Origin of the sequence: Pseudomonas sp. SK3(2021), from assembly GCF_016772375.1 — a bacterium.
Lineage (GTDB): Bacteria > Pseudomonadota > Gammaproteobacteria > Pseudomonadales > Pseudomonadaceae > Aquipseudomonas > Aquipseudomonas chlororaphis_I.
This window is the reverse complement of record NZ_CP061943.1, coordinates 3,350,635-3,368,699: the sequence shown is the minus strand read 5'-3', so window position 1 is coordinate 3,368,699 and position 18,065 is coordinate 3,350,635. Positions and strand designations below refer to the sequence as shown.

13 protein-coding genes and 1 pseudogene are annotated in these 18,065 nt (G+C 65.3%); 3 read left to right on the top strand and 11 right to left on the bottom strand.

Annotated features, from left to right (window positions below):
* The first annotated feature begins 13 nt into the window (after positions 1-13).
* From IF690_RS15085 to IF690_RS15075, 3 genes are all read left to right on the top strand, one after another.
* Positions 14-4,690, top strand: a complete 4,677-nt coding sequence (locus IF690_RS15085; RefSeq protein WP_202696267.1) for a right-handed parallel beta-helix repeat-containing protein — start codon at positions 14-16, stop codon at positions 4,688-4,690.
* Positions 4,691-4,740: 50 nt separating this feature from the next.
* The gene (locus tag IF690_RS15080; RefSeq protein ID WP_202696266.1) at positions 4,741-6,615 is read left to right on the top strand and encodes an eCIS core domain-containing protein; all 1,875 of its coding nucleotides are present in this window, start codon (positions 4,741-4,743) and stop codon (positions 6,613-6,615) included.
* Positions 6,616-6,815: 200 nt separating this feature from the next.
* Entirely contained in the window at positions 6,816-7,208 is a 393-nt protein-coding gene (locus IF690_RS15075) for a hypothetical protein (protein ID WP_202696265.1), read from the top strand.
* A gap of 46 nt (positions 7,209-7,254) precedes the next feature.
* Here IF690_RS15075 and ppk2 read toward each other — a convergent pair whose 3' ends face one another.
* The 11 genes and pseudogenes from ppk2 to IF690_RS15020 all read right to left on the bottom strand — a co-directional run bounded on the left by ppk2 (position 7,255) and on the right by IF690_RS15020 (position 18,037).
* A complete protein-coding gene (gene ppk2, locus IF690_RS15070) occupies positions 7,255-8,076 on the bottom strand; it encodes a polyphosphate kinase 2 (RefSeq protein WP_202696264.1) in 822 nt (273 codons plus the stop codon).
* A 125-nt stretch (positions 8,077-8,201) separates the two neighbouring features.
* Positions 8,202-9,812, bottom strand: coding sequence for a gamma-glutamyltransferase family protein (locus IF690_RS15065; RefSeq protein WP_202696263.1), 1,611 nt, complete (start codon positions 9,810-9,812; stop codon positions 8,202-8,204).
* Between the two features lie 32 nt (positions 9,813-9,844).
* Positions 9,845-10,624 carry an amino acid ABC transporter ATP-binding protein gene (locus IF690_RS15060; RefSeq protein WP_202696262.1) on the bottom strand — a complete coding sequence of 260 codons (780 nt, stop codon included), beginning with the start codon at positions 10,622-10,624 and terminating at the stop codon, positions 9,845-9,847.
* 2 nt (positions 10,625-10,626) lie between these two features.
* Positions 10,627-11,394 (bottom strand): amino acid ABC transporter permease, encoded by a 768-nt coding sequence (locus tag IF690_RS15055; RefSeq protein ID WP_202696261.1) that lies wholly within the window; start codon positions 11,392-11,394, stop codon positions 10,627-10,629.
* Between the two features lie 11 nt (positions 11,395-11,405).
* Positions 11,406-12,215, bottom strand: coding sequence for an ABC transporter substrate-binding protein (locus tag IF690_RS15050; protein ID WP_202696260.1), 810 nt, complete (start codon positions 12,213-12,215; stop codon positions 11,406-11,408).
* Positions 12,216-12,297: 82 nt separating this feature from the next.
* Positions 12,298-12,966: a GntR family transcriptional regulator gene (locus IF690_RS15045; protein ID WP_009048994.1), complete on the bottom strand. Its 669-nt coding sequence runs from the start codon at positions 12,964-12,966 to the stop codon at positions 12,298-12,300.
* 299 nt (positions 12,967-13,265) lie between these two features.
* Positions 13,266-13,700, bottom strand: coding sequence for a nuclear transport factor 2 family protein (locus IF690_RS15040; protein WP_202696259.1), 435 nt, complete (start codon positions 13,698-13,700; stop codon positions 13,266-13,268).
* A gap of 150 nt (positions 13,701-13,850) precedes the next feature.
* The gene (locus IF690_RS15035) at positions 13,851-14,375 is read right to left on the bottom strand and encodes a cupin domain-containing protein (RefSeq protein ID WP_202696258.1); all 525 of its coding nucleotides are present in this window, start codon (positions 14,373-14,375) and stop codon (positions 13,851-13,853) included.
* A gap of 106 nt (positions 14,376-14,481) precedes the next feature.
* Positions 14,482-16,372: pseudogene (locus IF690_RS15030) on the bottom strand (GldG family protein).
* Positions 16,373-16,382: 10 nt separating this feature from the next.
* Positions 16,383-17,117, bottom strand: a complete 735-nt coding sequence (locus IF690_RS15025; protein WP_202696257.1) for an ABC transporter permease subunit — start codon at positions 17,115-17,117, stop codon at positions 16,383-16,385.
* Entirely contained in the window at positions 17,114-18,037 is a 924-nt protein-coding gene (locus tag IF690_RS15020) for an ABC transporter ATP-binding protein (RefSeq protein WP_202696256.1), read from the bottom strand. Before IF690_RS15020 ends, IF690_RS15025 begins: the two co-directional genes overlap by 4 nt.
* Positions 18,038-18,065: the final 28 nt, after the last annotated feature.

Below are 18,065 nucleotides of genomic sequence, written 5' to 3'. Positions count from 1 at the left end.
GGAAGGGCAAGCCATGCAAGGCGACTTCTCGGTATTGAACTTCGACCCCCACGAGCACGATCGCGCGGTCAACCCGCCCGCCGACGGCGTGCTGCGCAACCTCAACGGCGTGCTGCACCAGCAGGGCCGCGTGACCACCGATGCCGACCTGAGCGAGGGCGAACTGCTCGAACTGGGTTGGCACGACCAGGCCGGGCGCGACATTATCGGCGCCGGTGTCTGCGCGGTACCCGCCGCCGAGCCACAGGGTTTTCGGGTCGAATCGGCGGCGCTGATCGACGGCGCGGTGCGGGTAATGCTGCGCCCCGGCCGCGCCTGGGCCGATGGCATCCTCACTCGCCTGGCCGGCGAGCCGCCCGATCCGCTCGCGCCGGTGGAGCGCCTCGCGGCTTACTTCGGCCCTCCGCTGGCCGATCCGCTGCCCACGCCGCAACAAATCGCCGACGGCACCCGCGACGCGGTGATCCTGGAGGTTTCGGAAGAGGCGCTGCACGGTTTCCAGTACCCGCAGCGCCTGATCGAGCCCGCACTGGGCGGACCGGATACCTCCGAGCGCGCCTTCGTCAACTTCCGCCTCCGGCTGCTGCGCCTGGCCGCGGGCGAAGACTGCCGCAGCAGCCTCGCGAAACTGCGCGACGACCCGTCGTCCAAAGGCCGGCTCAGCGCATCGCTGGCGCCGGTGCAGGCCATCGTCGGCGACTGCCCGGTGGTCGGCGGCGGTGGCTACACTGGCTTCGAGCACTGCCTGTATCGCATCGAGATCGCCGACGTGCCGCCTGCAACGCCGGCACGCTTCAAGTGGAGCCAATGGAACGGCGGCCTGGCCGGCCGCGGTCGCTTCGACTCGACGAGCGATCCCGACCGCGTGATCATCGACGCCGGCCGCACGGCCATCGTCAACTCGGGCCTCACCGAGTTCTACCTCGAGGCCCTGCAGTACGATGCGTTGCTCGGCGCCTGGATCGTGGTATACGGCACCACGGCCACCCTCAACACCGACCACGACCTGGAACTCGCCGCACCGGCCAGCTTCGGCACGCTGCCCGCAACCACCGACTCGGTGTTCTTGCGCCTGTGGAACGGCATCGCCGATATCACGGCTTTCCCCGACGTCGCCAACCCGGTCGAGCTGCGCGACGGTATCCGCCTCGCCTTCGACGCGCCGACCGCCGGCAACTACCGACCGGGCGACTACTGGACCTTCAAGGTCCGCGCCGGCGAAATTGCCAATCCGCAAGTGCTGGTCGACAACGCCCCACCCACCGGCATCGTCTACCACCGCGTGCCGCTGGCCGAAATCGACTGGACCGCCCAGAGCGACACCGAGCTCGGCGGCAGCATCGAAGACTGCCGCAAGCGCTTCCGCCCGCTGACCAACCAGAAGATCTGCTGCACCTTCCTGGTCGGCGATGGGCTGTCCAGCTTCGGCGATTTCAACTCGCTTGAAGAGGCCGCGGCTCACCTGCCGGCGGCCGGCGGCGAGCTGTGCCTGCTGCCCGGATTGCATCGCGCCAACCTGCGCCTGGAAGGCCGCCACAATGTCAAGATTCACGGCTGCGCCTGGCGCACGCTGGTGTTGCCGCGCACCGAGACGCGCGCGCAACCCATCCTGCATTTCGTCGACTGCATCGGCATCGAGGTCTGCGATCTCGACTTGCTGACCTATGACGGTATCGCGGTGCGCATCGACGGCAGCCGTGAAGGCAGTTGCCAGAACCTGCGCCTCCACGACAACCGCATGATCGCGCGCACCAACGCGGTCCGCGCCAGCAACGCCGCCGAGCTGGTAATCGCCGGTAATCGCCTGCACCTGCTGGACACGGTCGATGGCCGCGCGACGATCTCCGTGCTCGCCGACGACGTGCTGATCGAGCGCAACACACTGTTGCTATTGCCCTTCGTCGACCCGACACCCGACGCGCCGGACGAACCCGACGACGACCCGACCCGCGACCCGGCCGACCCCTGCGCGCGGCCCGAGATCCTCTACCTGTTCCCGACGCTGGTGCAGCAGTACGCGTTCGCGGCCTGGACCTTCCTCGTCGCGCAACTGGCGCCCAAACAACCCTATCGCGCCCTTGGCGGTATCCATGTACGCGCCGGTTCTGAGCGGGTGCGCATCCTGGAAAATCCTATTGCCGGTGGCGCCGGCAATGGCATCACGCTGGGCGGCGACCTGGACCCGGCGGACATCCTGCCTGCGCCACCGACCGAGCCACCGCGCGTCAGCGCAGTCGACAATCCGGCCGCGGGCCCGGTGACGGTAAACGTCACCTCCAACGGCCAATTCCTCGCCCTGGTGCAGGACGAGCAAGGCCAGCCACTGTCCGACGTCGACCTGTACCTGGAAGCCGAGGAAATCGCCACCGACCGCAGCGACGGGCAAGGCATGGCCAGCGTCAAGGTCGCACCCGGGGCCTACCGCCTGGACGTGTCGCCGCACTATCGGGTGCTGCGCATCACGGAGGCGCGGGACGAAGGCGTGCTGGTCAACACTGTCACCCTCGCGGCACGTGACAGGACGACCGTGCGCGGTTTCCTCCATGAAATCACCATCGAAGCCAACGACATCTCGATGATGGGCTTGTCGGGCATCGGCTTCGCGCCACGCCACGGCGCCAGCCTCAAGGGCCAGACCCGGGCGATCCCGAGCAATGACCCCAAGGCCGCGCTGCTCGCCTACCTCGACGCCGCGCTGCTCAATCTCGCGCTGACGCCGCTGCTGCGGGCGACCGACCCGGTGCGCGACCTGGTGATCCTCAACAACCGCCTGCACCACAACCTGCTCAACCCGTTCACCGAGGCCCTGCTGGCCGAAGCGCAGTTCATCGGTCGCGGCGGCATCTCGCTGGCAATCGTCGAATCCGCACGGGTCAGCGGTAACCACGTCTATGAAAACGGCCCCCGCGCCGCCGACCCGGCCTGCGGTGTCTTCGTCGGCTACGGCGACAACCTGGAGATCACCGACAACGTGCTCGCCGCCAATGGCGCGACCACGGCGGATTTCGAGAAGAACCGCAACGCCGGCATCCGTGGCGGCATCTACGTCCGCTTCGCCGGTGCGATCACCACCCGGCTCTCCACCTCCAGCGGCCGCAACGCCGCGTTGCGCGTGCACGACAACCGCATCGACCAACCGGCCGGCCGCGCACTGAGCGCCTTCACGTTCGGCCCGGTGTCGGTGGCCAACAACCACTTCAACAGTGAATTCAGCGGCCTGTTCGGCTTCCTCGACACCGCCGTGGGCGGCGTGTTGATCCTTAATCTCGGAGGTATCCACCGCCTGCTGGCACGCAGATTCGGTGCGTACCTGGTGTTCGAACCCGGCGCCAGCGCCGGCAAGGGACGCTTTGCCGTGGTTGCCGAGCAGGCGTTGCCCGGCGGCGAGACGCTGTTCGACGACAACTATGTACGCCTGGGCCTGGTCAACCGCTCAATCACCTCGCAGGCGCTGCTGGCCATCGACGACCTGGGCTATGCCTCGAACACCACGGCGGTCTACCGCAGCGACCCCTTCTTCGCCAATGCCGTGCTGATAGCCGACAGCCTGCGCGCGACGGCCTCGCGCTTGCGCGAAGACGTCACGCGGACGATCTCGCTGCTGTCGATGGCGGTACGCATGAACATGACGGCGCTGAACCAGGCCGACCACTGCATCGTCGCGTGGCCGATTGCCGGGGCCAACCCACTGCCGACGGTGGACCGCCCCAACCAGGTGCTGGACGCCGAGGTCTGCAGCCGGATATTTGCGCAACCCTCGGGCCTCTGGCAGTTCCTGGCCAGCGTGCTGACGGCCAACGCCGAGCAACTTGGCGGCACGTTGTCACAGGACTCGTTCACCTCGGCCGAACTGGCCACGCTGACACGGCAGAACATGGCCACGGCCATCAGCCACGTCAACGCCACCCAGGTGGCGGCCACCAAGGCCTACCAGGTCGAGGCGGCACGCATGGCGTTCAAGCGCGGCGCCGAGCATCCGACTGCGCTGGCGCTCGCGGCGCAAGGCCAGGCCGGCGCGCGGACCAACCAGATTCTGCGGGCCAGCGCGGAAACCGTCACCCTCTCGACACCGTCGGCGCCCGTGGGTGGATCGACCCTGAGCGGCCGCTTCATCAACGACCGCGGCCAGGGCCTGCCGGAGCACTTGATCGAACTGGTAAAGGCCGACGGCAGCCATGTCGAGCGCGTCGCACGCACCGATGCCACAGGCTTCTTCAGCGCCGCCTACGATGAATCACGCACCGCGGCGCTGGCCAAGGAGGGCAAGCTATTCGCCCGCGTGCTGGACCTCGACGGCAAGGAGCTGCTGCTCGACAAGACCGCGCTGCGCTTCGCGCCCGACGCCCAACTGCAAGCCACACTGGTCGTGCCGGTGCGCGTGGTGCCCAGGTCGGTGGCGGTCAGCGGCACGCTGATCTATGGAACACCGCCTCCTGCGCAACCGGGACGCACCTCGCTTGAAAAACTCGATCTCGACGAGGCAACGCGCAAGCAGCTGAAGGCCGCCAGCATCGCCGACGTGGAGGGCATCCTGGAGACCGACCCGAACACACTGGCCAAGGTCGTCGGCAGTGAGGAACTGGCGCAAAAACTGATCACAATGGCCAAGCGCCTGCTCGGATCGACCCCGCCCGCGCCCGCGCCGGCCGGGAAAAGCGCACACCGAAGAACGCCAAGTAACGGGACATGACCGCCGCCCGGGCCGGCCACCATCGCCGGGCCCTGGCGAGGAGAATCGCTATGTTCACGCAAGCCCACAAGCACAGCGAGCCGGCCCCGCATAAGGCGCCGGCGACGCGCGCTGCGCCAGCATTGCCCGCATCGAGGTCCGCCATGCCACGCAAAGCGGCTTGCGCCTGTGGCGGCAGCTGCCCGCATTGCCAATCCAAACGTGTTCAAACCAAGCTCAGCATCAGCCAACCGGGAGACGCCTTCGAACGGGAAGCGGAGCATGTCGCGCAAACCGTCATGCGCATGCCGGCCCCCACGACGGCGAACCACGGCTCGGCACCGCGACAAGCGCCCTCGATCCAGCGAATGCCCACGCCGAATGCAGGAAAACAAGGGCTGTCCATGTGGTCCACGGACCGATCCGATCCGCTCGAACCCGAGTGGTTCGGCGACGAGCGCACCGCTGCGTCTCACCTTGCCCGGCGCGCGGCCAGTCCGGAGGCGCCGAGCCAGCGGCCGGGGGCATCGCTGGAAGCGCAGCTCGACAAATTGCCCCAGGGCGGCACAGCCCTGTCACGCGAGGAACGACAGTTTTTCGAACCGCGCTTCGACAACGATTTCAGTAACGTGCGCATCCATGCCGACGCAAACGCCGATCGCCTGGCCCGCAGCATCAACGCCGAGGCCTTCACCTTCGGCTCGCATATCGCCTTTCGCTCGCAGCGTTACGCGCCGCGCAGCGAATCGGGCCGGCACTTGCTCGCGCACGAGCTGACGCACGTAGTGCAGCAGACCGGTACGAACCCGACCGCCGCCCGCCAGATACAACGCACCCTAGGCGACGGCCATGACCTGGCGGCACCGCGTTTTTCCGGCAATGTGACCCTGGAGGCGGTATTTGACGATGAACGCTTGCTACGTCGCGGGGCAAAAGGCGAGCCGGTGCGCCGGGTCCAGGAATCGCTGCGCGATATGGGCTATGCCCTGCCGCTAAGTGTGTCGCGCCTGATGCCAGGGCGAATGGACGGCGACTTTGGCGCAGAAACGGAAGCCGCGGTCACACAATTCCAGCGCGACGCCGGCGCAGTCGCCATCGACGGCATTGTCGGCCCCGAAACCATGGGGCTGCTCGACACCCACGACGTATCGCGGCCGACCGCCCGCCCGCCGGCGATCACCGGACCGGTGCCGGCGCCACTGGCGGCCACCGATTGCAATGCGCGTTTCACCGGGGTGACGTTCGCACTCGCCAATCAGGTCGCCAGTGGCGTGGCCACGCCGGCCGATATCCGCATCGCGGCCGCGGGCGGGCGTCAGTTCTTGCGAATGCGTGGGCTTAGGCCCATCACCTACCACCCGGACATCACTATTACTGCACCGAACGACGCCACTGCCCAACAGTTCCGCGTCGGGTTCACGCAAACGCTCTTGAATAGCAGCCGTATCGCGAACTACAGCGGTGGCGGCGCCGTGGCCACCATCGTGCCGACACTGCCGATCAAGGATGGCGCGCCGAACGATTACCATCCTATTTTCGTCACCAACCCCGGAGCGGGTATCGTCGAGGACTTCACTGCCGCCGGCGCCACCACGACCCTCACCTGGCCGGACGTGCCCGGTGACGGCGCCTTCGTCAACCTCAACGACAATCCGTCCTGCGCCGCCGCGGGGTTGCCGGCCCAAACCATGACCGGCATGCGGATGAACGACGAATTCCGCATCTGGGTCGTGGTGCAGCATCGCCCGAGTGGCTGCGTGCGCGCCCTGCATCATATCGATTGGAATCTCGACTGGTCGGCAACCCTGACGCCGGCGGCGGGAGCGCCCGCCGTTACGGTCACCAGCAACGTGAACAACGTGACCGTAGCTGACGGCAACGGCCTCCCTCGCTTTGTCCAGGGCGGCAACGTGCCTGGGGAAATAGCCTTCAAGAGGTGCGTGTAGGCATGCCGGTTCACCCTGGACCGGGTGTTGAATCAAGCGCCTCGAAAGCGACTACCTTGAAAGCCGTCACCGCGAAACTGATTGCCAGGAACAGATGGCCTGGCAATAACCCGGCTTGCGCATGGCTAACCTGCGCAACAATGCTGCTCGCGGGCGAAACCTCAGCCGGCGGATGGCCGCCACCTCTTGGGAGCGCGCAGATGAATGATTCGGATCCGCCATCGGGCCACGGCGTTTCGGCAACCCGCTACGACGTGGTGAAACTGCTGCAATATCGCGGCCCGAGCTTGCGCCGCGAGCAACTTCTGCCCGACGACATAAGCCTCTTGGACTATCGAAATTCAGACCAGAATGAACGCCACATCTCAACCCTGCTCTCGGCACAGGGCATTCCGTTCCACCTCGACCGCCCGTCGCAGAAGGGCTGGAGCCAATCCAGGCTGCGCCTGAGCGTTTCTGTTCCGCGCCAGTTCCTCGACTCGGCGCAAGCGCTGCTCACGGCGGCGGCCAAGGCTGGGGCGATAGAAACGGTCGAGGGGCTGCAAGGCCTGCCGGGCGTGCCGGAGGGCCCGGTCCGCCCCCCCGAAGAATAAAACCGCGATCACGCCGTCAGGACATTTTGCGCAGCACAGAGGCCGCTCAGAACTTCTCCGGCACCCGCCGCAGCGGATGGTCCGACTCCCGATAACCGCCCGGTTTCTGGCGCTTGGGCAACACCACTTTCGCCCGTGGTACTTCCTTGTAGGGAATGCGGCCGAGCAGGTCGGAGATGATATTGAGGCGCGCGCGGCGCTTGTCGTTGGAGTCGGCCACCAGCCAGGGCCCGTGTTCGGTGTCGGTGGCCTTGAACATCTCGTCGCGGGCGCGGGAGTAGTCGTACCAGCGGCTGTATGACTTGAGGTCCATGGGGGTGAGCTTCCAGATCTTGCGGCCATCCTTGATCCGCGCTTCGAGGCGGCGGGTCTGTTCAGACTGGCTGACTTCCAGCCAGTACTTGAGCAGGATCACGCCCGAATCGACGATTGCCTTCTCCACCAGCGGCACGGCCTTGAGGAAGCCGACCACCTGCTCTTCGCTGCAAAAGCCCATCACCCGCTCGACGCCCGCGCGGTTGTACCAACTGCGGTCGAAGATCACCACTTCGCCCGCCGCGGGCAGGTGCGGCAGGTAACGCTGCAGGTACATCTGGCTTTTCTCGCGCTCGGTCGGCGCCGGCAGCGCCACCACCCGGAACACCCGAGGGCTCAGGCGTTCGGTCAGGGCCTTGATGGTGCCGCCCTTGCCGGCGCCGTCGCGTCCCTCGAAGACGATGCAGATCTTGATGCCCTTTTCGCGCACCCACTCCTGCAGCTTGACCAGTTCGACATGCAGTCGCCGCAACTCGTCCTCATAGTCTTTCTTGCTCAGTTTCGCGTGTTCAACGGCAGCGCCCTTGGCCGCGCCCTTGTTGTTTTTTGCCATGACCGGCCCCTCGTGCCAGACGTTATAGATTGCGTGAGTCTAGTCGATGATCGGCCATCCACAGGGCTGTCCAGGCCGGCCGGGAGCGCGGCGAGGACAAGCGCCCCGCCCGCTCGTCCCCTGGCTCAAAACACCGCGATATGGGCATCCGTGCGCGGTTCGGTGCCGCCGCACAGCACGCCGCTTTGCGGGTCGCGCAGGATGATCTGCCCGCGCCCGTAGCTGGTCAGGTCGCAGGCCACCTGCACCTCGTGCCCGCGACGCGCCAGGGCGGCGGCCATGTCCCGCGAGGCGCTCTGTTCGATCCCCACTTGCAGCCCGCCCAGCCATTGCCAGCGCGGCGCATCCAGGGCCGCCTGCGGGTTGAGGCCGAAATCCACCAGGTTCATGACCATCTGCACATGCCCCTGGGGTTGCATGTAGCCGCCCATCACGCCGAACGGCCCCAACGCCACGCCGCCCCTGCTGAGGAAACCCGGAATGATGGTGTGGAAGGTCTTCTTGCCGGGCGCCAGGCAGTTGGCGTGCGCAGGGTCGAGGCTGAATTCTTCGCCACGGTTCTGCAGGGCGATGCCACTGTCGGGCAGCACCACGCCCGAGCCAAAGCCGTGGTAGTTGCTCTGGATGAACGACACCATGTTGCCTTCGGCATCGGCGGTGGCCAGGTAGACCGTACCGCTGGCATGCGGATCGCCCGGCTGCGGGGCCTGCGCCTGATCGCCGATCTGCGCCCGGCGCCGGGCCGCATAGCGGTCGCTGAGCAAGTCCTCCACCGCGACCCGCATATGCGCGGGGTCGGTGATGTAGTGCAGGCCGTCGCTGTAGGCCAGCTTCATCGCCTCGAGCTGGCGGTGCCAGGTCTGCTGGCTGTCGCGGTGATCGAAGTCGAAGCCTTCGAGAATCTTCAGGGTCATCAGCACCACCAGGCCCTGGCCGCTCGGTGGAATCTCCCAGACGTCCACGCCGCGATAGTCGACCTTGATCGGCTCGACCCACTGGGCGCGGTAATCCTCCAGGTCGCTGGCGCGCAGGTAGCCGCCGGTGGCCCGCGAGTGCCGGTCCAGGCGTTGCGCCAGGGCGCCGCGGTAGAAACTTTCACAGCCGCTGGCGGCCAGTTCCGCCAGGGTCCGGGCTTGCGCCGGGTTGCGAAACATCTCCCCGGCCCGGGGGGCCCGGCCGTCGATCAGATAGGTGTCGAACCAGCTGTCGAGCACGGCGTTGCGGCTCGGGGTGAAATTCTCCAGCGCGCTTTGCCATTGCAGGGCAACCACCGGCGACACCGGAAAGCCGTCGCGTGCCAGGCTGATGGCGGGCTGCAACAGCTCGGCGAATGGCAGGCGGCCGAAACGCTTGGACAGCTCGGCCCAGGCCGACGGGCAACCTGGAACCGTCACTGGCGTCCAGCCGTGCAACGGCATCTGTTCATGGCCGGCGGCTTTCACCGCCTCGATGCTCAGGGCCTGGGGGGCCACGCCGTTGGCGTTCAGGCCGTGCAGTTTGTTCTGGGTCCAGACCAGCGCGAAGGCGTCGCCACCGATGCCGCAGCCGGTGGGCTCGACCACGGTCAAGGCCGCCGCCGTGGCGATCGCGGCGTCGATGGCGTTGCCGCCGCGCCGCATGATTTCGATCCCGGCCTCGGCGGCCAGTGGCTGGGAGGCCGCGACCATGCCGCGCTTGGCGAACACGCTTTGCCGCTGGGAGGCGTAGGGATACTCGTGGGCAGAAAATTTGAACATGGCATGACTCACACAAGGTTGAGGGTTCGGGTTCACAACACCCGGCTGAGAAAGGCCCGGGTCCGGGCGTGGCGTGGCTGGCTGAAGATCTGCTCGGGCGGGCCCTGTTCGATCAGCTCGCCTTGATCGAGCACCACCACCCGGTCGGCCACTTCGCGGGCAAAGCCCATTTCGTGGGTGACCACCACCATGGTCATGCCCTCCTCCGCCAGCTCCTTCATGACTTGCAGCACCTCGCCCACCGTCTCCGGGTCCAGGGCGCTGGTCGGTTCGTCGAACAGCATCGCCTGGGGCTTCATCGCCAGCGCCCGGGCGATGGCCACCCTCTGTTGCTGGCCGCCAGACAACATTGAAGGATAGTGGCCGGCCTTCTCCGCCAGCCCCACGCGCTTGAGCAGCGCCCGCGCCTGTTGCTCCGCGGCGGCGCGCGGCACGCCCAGGACGTGGATCGGCGCCTCGATGATGTTTTCCAGGGCGGTCATGTGCGGGAACAGGTTGAAACGCTGGAACACCATGCCGATGTCCCGGCGCTGGCGGGCGATGTTGCGTTCCGAGTCGCGCACCAGGCTGCCGTTGGCCCGCGTACGGTAGCCCATGGGCTGGCCGGCGACGCGGATCTGCCCGGCCTGGATGTCTTCCAGCAGATTGATGCAGCGGATAAAGGTGGTCTTGCCCGAGCCGGAGGCGCCGATCAGCACCACCACTTCGCCGCGCCGGACTTGCAGGGAGATGCCCTTGAGAATCTCCAGGTCGCCGAAGGACTTGTGAATATCCAGGGCTTCGATGACTCGCTCTTCACTCATGTGTGCCATGTTCAACGCCCCCTCAGCAGTTTCAGGGTGTGACGCCCGAACAGGCGGCTGGCCGCCGGTGCCGGCCGCTCGGACTGGCCGAAGCGATTCTCCAGCCAACGCTGGAAGAAGCCCCAGAGCGTGGTCAGCGCCAGGAAGTAGAGGGCGACCACCAGGTACAACTCGAACACCCGGAAGGTCGCCGACGTGACCATCTGCGTACTCAACAGCAGCTCCTGCACGCCGATAACGCTGACCAGCGTGGTGTTCTTCAGCATCACGTTGAACTCGTTGCCCAATGGCGGGACTATCACCCGGAACGCCTGGGGCAGCACGATGCGCCGCATCAGCTTGGGAAAGGTCATGCCCAGGGAGCGCCCGGCTTCGTACTGCCCTTTATCCACCGCACCGATGCCGGCGCGGATGATCTCGGCCATGTACGCGCCTTCGTTGAGGCCCAGGGCGATGATCGCCGCCTGGATATTGCCCGGCACCACGAACCAGCCCAGGTCCAGGTCCTCGAAGCGGAAAATCCCCCCGGCCGCCAGCGCTGTGTACAGGAACACGATCTGCACCAGCAGCGGCGTGCCGCGCATCAACCACACATAAAAGCGCACCGGGTACTGCAACAGCGGGTTGCGCGACAGCTTCATCAGCGCCGCCAGCAACCCCAGCACACAGCCCAGGAGCATGGCCGACACGCTGATCAGGCAGGTCAGCCCGAGCCCCGTCAGGTAGACATCGCTGGGCAGCAACAGGTACTGCCAGAACACGTCCCAATTGAAGTTCATCGAGCCTGCCCTCAGTCCAGTTTGTCGCTGCCGACGTGCCATTTATCCAGCAGCGCGGCGTAGCTGCCGTCGGCGCGCATGTCCTGCAGGATCGTGCCCAGCGCCGCGCTCAGTTGCGGGTCCTGCTTGCGCACGCCGAAGCCGGTGAGGATCCGGTTGAACGCCGGCACCGCCGACTGGAACAGGTCCGGGGCCAGTTGCCGATAGTGCCCGGCGGATTCGACCGTGGTGCCGAAGGCGTCCACCTGGCTGATGCGCAGTGCCTGGAAGGCATCGGCGTCGACGTTGTACACCACCAGTTTCATCGGTGGCTTGCCGGCCGCCAGCAGCTTGTCGTTCTCGGCGCCGAGCAGGAGGCGGATGGTCGAGCCGTTACTGACCGCCACCTTGAGCCCGGACAGGTCCTCCAGGCTGTTCACCGCTTTCGGGTTGCCCTTGGGCACCACGATGGACTGGCTGGAGTACATGAAATTGACGATGTCGATCACTTCCCGGCGCTCGGGTTTATCGAACAACTGGTCGACGATCATGTCGCATTGCTGCGCCAGCAGCGCCGGGATCAGCCCGGCGAAAGGCGAGATGCGCCATTCGACTTTCTTGCCGCCCAGGCGCTGGGCAATCGCCTCGCCCATGTCCACCTGCAGCCCCACCGGTTTCTGTTGCGTGTCGAAGGACACCAGCGGCGGCGAATCCATGCCGGAGCAGTAGACGATCTTCTCGCTCTTGCTCAACCGCTCCGGTAACTCGGGGGCGGCTTGCGCCCATAGGGAACAACATAGACTCAAGGTAAGAACGGCAGCTGACGCGCAAGGCTTGTGCATGGCATTACTCCAGTCATGTCGGGTAGCAAGAGTGGCTGGCGCTAACGGCAGGCGTTAAGCGCTCGGCAAGAAATGCGATTTTTTACTGATGGGCCTCCAGGAACTGGATCAGCCGCGGGATGGTGCCTTCGATGTGCTCGCACACCACCTGCGCCGCCTTGTCCGGGTCGCCGGAACGCAGCGCGGCGATGATCGAGGCGTGCTCGTCACGGGCGCTGCGGGGCTTGTCGGCGTGTTGCAGCCACAGGCGCATGTGCGGCTCGATCACCGAATACAGCGCCGAGATCTGCCGCATCAGCCGTGGGCGTTCGCTCAGGCTGCACAGGTATTCATGGAAGGCGCGATGGCGGCTGACCCACTCGGCGCCGTCTTCACGGTAGTCGTCCATCTCATCGAGCAGGCGCTCCAGGTGGCTGAAATGGCGCTCGGTAATCTTGCCCACCGCCACGCGGATCGCCAGGCCTTCGAGGGCACTGCGCATTTCGAAGACTTCGCGCATTTCGTCGATGTTCAAGCCACGGACAATAGCGCCGCGATTGGGCCGCAAGGTCACCAGGCCATCGGCATCCAGGCGCCGGAAGGCTTCGCGCACTGGCATGCGGCTCATGTTGATTTCGCTGGCGATATCCTCGGCGATCAACCGCTCGCCGGTACGGAAGCGCCCTTTGCAGATCGCTTCCAGCAGAAAGTTGTAAGCCTCTTCCTCCGCGGTCACGGGCTGGCGCTCGGTATAGGCTGGGGCGAATTTCATCGGCGGTACCTTTTGTATTTTTGTATCCAATTATCCATATAGCCAAAAAAGCACATTACGTGCCAAAGCCCCGCTGTGTTTTGCAGGTGTTTGATTCGCTTGTTTTTTGCTTGTCCTGGAAGACTGGCGAAGCAGGTCGGCAGCCAGAAAAGCGAGTAAAAATGCCCCAGGACGGGGCTCATGGGGTGTAGAAATGTGCTGCCGGTGACAGTTGGCCGGGGCTCGTCATTTTCCACTGACCCAGATAAACAACGGGCGCCTGTCATGGCGCCCGTTTTTTTTGGCCAATGGCTGGCGGCTCAGCCAGACGCCTTGTTCGCCGCCAGATAGGGTGCCAGGCGGCGGGCCATTTCCTCGCCGAGCGCCTGCAAGCCGCTCATGGGGCGGACCATCACCTCGAATTCGACGATCTTGCCGGCTTCGTCGAAGCGGATCAGGTCGATGCCCTTGATCTGCCGCTCGCCGACCCGCGCGCTGAACTCCAGTACCACGCTCAGGCCATCGGCGGTGACCAGTTCGCGGTGATAGGCGAAGTCGCTGAACACCTTGAACACGGTATTGAGGATGGTCGAGACCACTGGCGCGCCCGGATAAGGCGTATGGGCCATGGGCGAACGGAATAGCACGTTCGAATCCAGCAGTTCCGGCAAGGCGCCCAGGTCGCCCTGGGCAAGCATGGCGTGCCAGCGTTGCAGGGAGGCGGCAGCCTGGGGATGCAGTTTCAGATCGGACATGGTGTTCTCCTGTCACGGGTAAGGGGCGGACCGGGGAGCGGTGGTTCGCTGCGATTGACCGGGCCACCATAAGCGCCGCGCGCCGCGCGCAACAATGATCGCAAGTGACACTTGATTGATCGCAATGAGCAATCCGCGTGGCGGCCTTCTTCAGGGTTGGCAGAGTTGTTCGAACAACCTGGCGTGCTGCGCGAAGCGCTCGCTGAGCCGGTGCTTGCAGCCCAACTGCATGTCCGCGTAGTCGAACCCGGGGCACACCGCTTCACTGATCAGGCCGTAGCCCGCCGCGCCGGGCAGCAACCGCGAGGCCTTCCACACGCCACCGGGGACGTGCAACTGCAAGCATTGCCCGGCCAGGACATCGCTGCCCATCACCAGGGTTTGCAGGCGGCCGTCCGGGAACACCAGGCAGTATTCGAGGGCATCCCCGAGGTGGAAGTAATGCAGGATGTCGGACTGGTTCAGATGGAAATGACCGATGGGCGAATCCCCGGTCAGCAGGTAATAGATGGAGGTCATCAAGTAACGCTGCCCGCCCGCGCTGGCGAGCATCGGCCGCTGGTCCGCCTGGAAGGTCCGGCGGTAGTAACCGCCTTCCGTGTGCGGTTGCAGGTTGAGGGCGCTGAGCAGTTGTTGTGCGCTGCAAGCAGGCTTGGGCGGGAATCGGTCAGTCATGGCGAGATCGCAGGTCAGGGAGTTGCTCCCAGCGTAGCAGCGCCTCGCCCTGGCGCCCCGGGTTGGCCCGACCTGCCGTACGAATGGCAGGTCGAGCCCCGGTCGCTTACGCCCGCCGCGTGCCGGCTACCTTGCCGGCCGGCGCAGATTTGCCTGACACCGCCCTGGTCCGGCGCAGGTAACGCACGGTCCAGACCAACAGCATGCCAAGGCTCAACAGCAGCGGAACCGCGGCGATGTTGAGCATTTTCAAGGTCCTGCCCAGCTCATCGATATCGGCGTTCAGCTGGTATTGCACCTCGCGCAGTTCCTTGCGAATACGGGTTTTCTCCTGCATGAACTGGCGCACCGTTGCCTGTTGTTCGGCTCTGAGGGTCTCGCCCTTTTCCGACGAACCCTGCAACTGCTGCAGCTTGCCTTCGGTCTCCTCGAGACGTTCCTCGAGGGCGAAGCGCTTGGCGCGGAAGCGGTCTTCGGCCTGGCGCCGCAATTGCTCCACCACCACGAACGGACGGCTGTAGGGGGCGCGCGAGCGCAGGCTGTTCAGGGCATCCGAACCGGCGAGGTTGTCCAGGGCGTTGAGCACGAAGGAGCCGTTGTCCGCCCATGGCCGCGTTGCCGGGCGCCCGTTGATGTCCTGCATTTCCAGCCACATCCGGTCGCTCAACAGGTCCGTATCGGCCACCACCACCAGGTTGACCTGCTGCGCTTCCTTGAGGCCGTCCTTGCGCCCCTCGATGCCGTCGGCAAAGGCGGTCTTTACCGGTCCCTGTATCCTGGCGGCGACGACGTAACGCTGGCTGGGCTGCGCCTGGAGGTCGCGCAACAGTTGTTTGCGGTCGGCGGGCTTGCCGAAGCGGTCCGCCTCGAACGCCTTGGCCGAGTCGGAGCTGTACATCAGCGGCGTAAAGCGCGTGCTGGCGCCGGCCACCGGCTCGAGGATGCCGACGGTGGTCAGGGCGATGAACTCCAGCCCGGCGGTACTCGGATCCTGCTGGTTCAAGGCGGCCTGCGGCACGCCCAGGGTGAACGGCCGCGGCAACGGACGCCCGTCTTCCTCGGAGCGCTCCAGCAAGGCATAGAGGTTGTCCCCCAGGACCTTGCCCGGCTGCATATGAATGCCCCAGGCCTTGAACAACGGCTCGAGACCGGAGGATCTGTCCTTGCTCTGGATGCCGAAGTACGCCTCGCCGGAGTCCTGCTCGCTGTAGGGATCGACGAAGGCCAGCAGCTTGCCGCCGCGCAGCACGAACTGGTCGATGGCGTACAGGGTCGGCTGCGAGAGTTTTTTCGGGTGCAGCAACATCAAGATGTCGACGTCTTTCGGGATGTCCCGGGTATCGGGCTTGAGCTGTTGCAGATCGAATTCCCGACGCAGCTCCTGGAGCAACATCCACGGCTCGGTCTTGCTCTGCGTGCGGATATCGAAGCCACCGTTGGCCGGCAGGCTGCCCAGCAGGCCCAGGGTCGGGCGCTTGGGGTTGGCCAGGGTCTGCAGCAAGCGGCTGATGTCGTACTCGAGAAACTCTTCCTGGTCCGGTGCAAAAAAACTCGATCGTCTGGGCGTTGTTCCGTTCATCGGTGCCGGCCAGGCCGAAATACACCGGCGCCCCGCCCTGCCCCAGTGGCACGGCCTGTAGGCCGAACTCGCTGGCCTTGTCCTCTTGCGCGGAAAACGGCAGCGGGTCGATGACATGCAGGCGGATCTTGCCGTCGGCCTCGCGCTCGTAGACCTTGAGCAGTTCCTGGACACGCTGGGCATAGCCACGCATCGGCACCAGTTCCTTCGAGCCGCTGTCGGAAAAGTAGAGATACAGGTCGAGCGGTTGTTTCAGCTCCGCGAGAATCTGCCGGGTGCCGGCGCTGATGGAGTAGAGCTTGTTCTGGGTCAGGTCGAGCCGGACACCGGTGAGCAGCAGCCCCGTCGCCAGGTTGAAGGCCAGGAACAGCAAGGCGATCAGCAACAGGCCGGAAGTGGAATACAGCATGCGTTTCATCGGATCGTCCTCACTCGGCTTTCTTCAGGTTGACCGTCACCACCGTGGCCATCAGCCAGGCGACGATCACGCTGAGGAAATACAGCGGATCGCGCAGATCGATCAGCCCTTTGCTGATCGCACCAAAATGCGTCAACAGGCTCAGCGAGGCCAGCAAGTCCAACAGCCATTGCGGCGCCCACGGGTTGAGTGCATCCAGCACCAGGGAGAAACCGCAGGCAACGAACAGGAAACACACCATGAAGGCGAGGATCAGGGCGATCACCTGGCTCTTGGCCATGGCCGACATGCAGGAGCCGATCGCCAGGTAGGCGCCAGCGAGCAACCAACTGCCCAGGTAGCCGGTCAGTATCACGCCGTTATCCGGGTTACCCAGGTAATTCACGGTCAGCACCATGGGCAGGGTCAACAGCAGGGTGATACCGGCGACGACCCAGGCGGCGAGAAACTTGCCGACCACCGCTTCGAAACAGCTCACCGGCAGGGTCATCAGCAATTCGATGCTGCCGGACTTGCGCTCCTCCGACCACAGGCGCATGGCCAGGGCCGGCAACAGGAACAGATAGAGCCAGGGATGGACGTCGAAGAACGGCGCCAGGTCCGCCTGGTTGCTCTCGTAGAAACTGCCCAGGTAGAAGGTGAAGACGCCCGAGAGCACCAGGAAGATCTCGATGAACACGAAGGCCAGCGGCGTGGCGAAATAACTGCCCAGCTCACGCTTGAAAATCACCGGTAGCTGTCTCATGCCGATCCTCCTCGGGTCAGGGTCTGGAACACTTCGTCGAGACGGCCCTGCTCCAGTTCCAGGCGCTTCATCTTCCAGCCACGCGCGGTCACCAGCGCGTTGACGTGAGGGAAAATCACCTCGCCAGGGCGGGCCAGCAGCGTCAGGCTGCCCTCGGCCGCGTTCTGCTCGACGCCCGCCACGCCCGGCAAGACCACCAGGGCCAACAGGTCCAGCGGCTCGTCGGCCTGCAAGGTCACCGCCTGGCGATAGCGCGAACTGCGCTCCAGCTCATACGGCGTGCTGTCGGCCAGCAAGCGGCCATTGCCGATGATCAGGGCGCGGTTACAGACGGCCGAGACTTCTTCGAGGATGTGGGTCGAGATGATCACGATCCTGTCCTGGCCCAGGTCCTGGATCAGTTGGCGAACCAGTTGCTTCTGGTTCGGGTCGAGCCCGTCGGTGGGTTCGTCGAGAATCAGCACCCGTGGATCGTGGAGGATCGCCTGGCCCAGGCCGACCCGGCGAGTGAAGCCCTTGGACAGGGTCTCGATGGTCTGGCGGCGGACGTCGCCCAGCTCCAGCAGGTCGATCACCCGGTCCACCCGTTCGCGCTTCTGCGCGCCGCGATAGCCACGAACGCTGGCAATGAACTCCAGAAAGCCCTGTACCGCCATGTCGCTGTAGCTGGGCGCGCCTTCCGGCAGGTAGCCCATCTGTTGCTGGGCGTGACGGGTCTGGGTGCGGATGTCGAACCCCAGGATGCTCGCGGTGCCGGAGGTCGGCGCCAGAAAGCCGGTGAGCATTTTCATCGTGGTGGATTTGCCTGCACCGTTTGGCCCAAGAATCCCCAGCACTTCTCCCGGGCCGATATGACAGGACAGATCGTCGACCGCGACCTGTCCGGAAAAAGACTTGGTTAGTTTCGATATTTCGATCATGGCTTCCAGGTTCGACAAGAGAAGTCTG